The sequence below is a fragment of the Collinsella sp. LCP19S3_B6 genome (assembly GCF_052121815.1).
In the GTDB taxonomy this organism is placed as follows: Bacteria; Actinomycetota; Coriobacteriia; order Coriobacteriales; family Coriobacteriaceae; genus Collinsella.
In genome coordinates this window covers 1-1,651 of record NZ_JBQKDN010000040.1, presented here as the reverse complement: position 1 = coordinate 1,651, position 1,651 = coordinate 1, and the positions used below count along the sequence as shown (strand labels likewise).

Genomic DNA, 1,651 nt, shown 5'->3' with positions numbered 1-1,651 from the left:
GCCAGCCCCAGCTCCCGGGTCGCCCGGTGAAGGCGAGGAAGAAGGGCGTGAAGGGAGCGAAGAGCGTTGCTGCCTAGGCTAGCCCCTTGTCACACAAACTACCGAAGCCTCCTTTTTTCACCTGCTGAAGGTTATCAATCTTCTTATTGAGTATCTCGGCATTCTTTCTTCTGCCAATGCCCTGGCGGGCAGATCCACCCCCCTTTCGGCTGGTTCGGGGGCACAGGCATGCCCTGACGGGCAGATCCACCGCCCTTTCGGCTGGTTCGGGGTCGCAGGCATGCCCTGGCGGGCAGATCAGCGCCTTTTCGGCAGGTTCGGGGGCGCAGGCATGCCCTGACAGACGGCTGCATTGCCCATATGCGTTTTGCGCGCGAGGACCCTGTTGCTCCTGTCAAAAGCGTGGCGAAATGAAGTGGCCCAAAAGAGGGCAGCAGAATACCGAAATCCCAGCTTGAAATAGCTCAGCTATTTGTCACTGTGCGGTTCTGCCTGCTATGATTAGCCATGCACTGCTGGGGAAGACTCATCCGCTAGAATTGCTTGGACGAAAGGAGACGCAATGGTACTCGACAGATACGCGCGATTTGCTGACAGCGCCGACGTGCTCTCTTGCCCCCTTTGCCACAGCGCCCTGAAGCTGCAGGAAGGGAGCCTCGTATGTCCGAAGAGGCACTGCTTCGATATCGCAAAGCAGGGGTACGTAAACCTTCTAGGGCCCTCCAGGCAGTCAGCCCACTACAGCAAAGAATCCTTTGAGAGCCGCATGGCAATCCTGGAGGCAGGGTATTACGACCACGTGAAAGAAGCCGTCCTCACCGCGGTAGGAAGGGCCCTTTCCCCAAGCGAGGGTCCTGCAGCTGTGAACGCGACGCCATTCCGCGTGCTCGACGCGGGATGCGGAGAAGGCTTCTATGCACGTGCAATCCGAGAAAACCTCTGTGTCGACGTGGTGGCGTTTGACCTCTCAAAAGACGCCATGCTGATGGCGGCCCGCCACGATTCCAGAAAGGCGGTCAAATGGCTGGTTGGCGACCTGACGAACATCCCCGTGCTGAAAGGCTCCATCAACTGCGTGGTGGACGTATTCGCTCCCTCGAACTACGACGAATTCAAGCGCGTTCTCACCCCAACCAGAAACGCCTCCGCGCCAGGAGTGCTGGTCAAAGTGGTTCCAGGCAGCAATCATCTTACGGAGCTGCGCCACCTTGCTGAAGGATCTTTGCGCAGCAAGGAATACTCAAACCAGCTGGTGACCGATTGCTTTGAGAAGCACTTTAAGATGACCGACCGCATCAAGGTGACGCGCACCTTCGAGATGTCCGAAAGGGACGTCCGCGTGTTCGCCGAGATGACGCCGCTGCTGTTCGGCATCGACGCGGAGTCCCTAAATCTATCGCGTGTGAAAAGCATCACCATCGAGGCTGAATTGCTGGTGGGCACCCCTCGCTCCCAAGGCCCTTCATGAGCTCAGCCAGCTCATCATCCTCTTAATTGCAGGGCTGAAGGACAGCCCTTGTCAACCGCCCCAGAAGAAATCTGGCTCTTCGGTGGTTTCTGTGGGAGAGATTCCGGCATAGGCCCAGCTCAGCGGGCGAAAACAACGATCTGGAACTGAAACGGCCCCGGGAGGGGCCGTTTCCGCGTCATC

1 protein-coding gene and 1 pseudogene are annotated in these 1,651 nt (G+C 58.1%); both read left to right on the top strand.

What is annotated here, in order from left to right; translation table 11 throughout:
* Positions 1-562: 562 nt before the first annotated feature.
* A pseudogene (locus ACTQWD_RS08650) lies at positions 563-703 on the top strand (putative RNA methyltransferase); the annotation flags it as partial.
* 63 nt (positions 704-766) lie between these two features.
* The gene (locus tag ACTQWD_RS08645; RefSeq protein WP_052241580.1) at positions 767-1,468 is read left to right on the top strand and encodes a methyltransferase domain-containing protein; all 702 of its coding nucleotides are present in this window, start codon (positions 767-769) and stop codon (positions 1,466-1,468) included.
* Positions 1,469-1,651: the final 183 nt, after the last annotated feature.

What these genes read in the sequence shown, in the direction of transcription:
- ACTQWD_RS08645 (WP_052241580.1), top strand. Translation starts at nt 767, where the DNA reads ATGGCAATCCTGGAGGCAGGGTATTACGACCACGTGAAAGAAGCCGTC.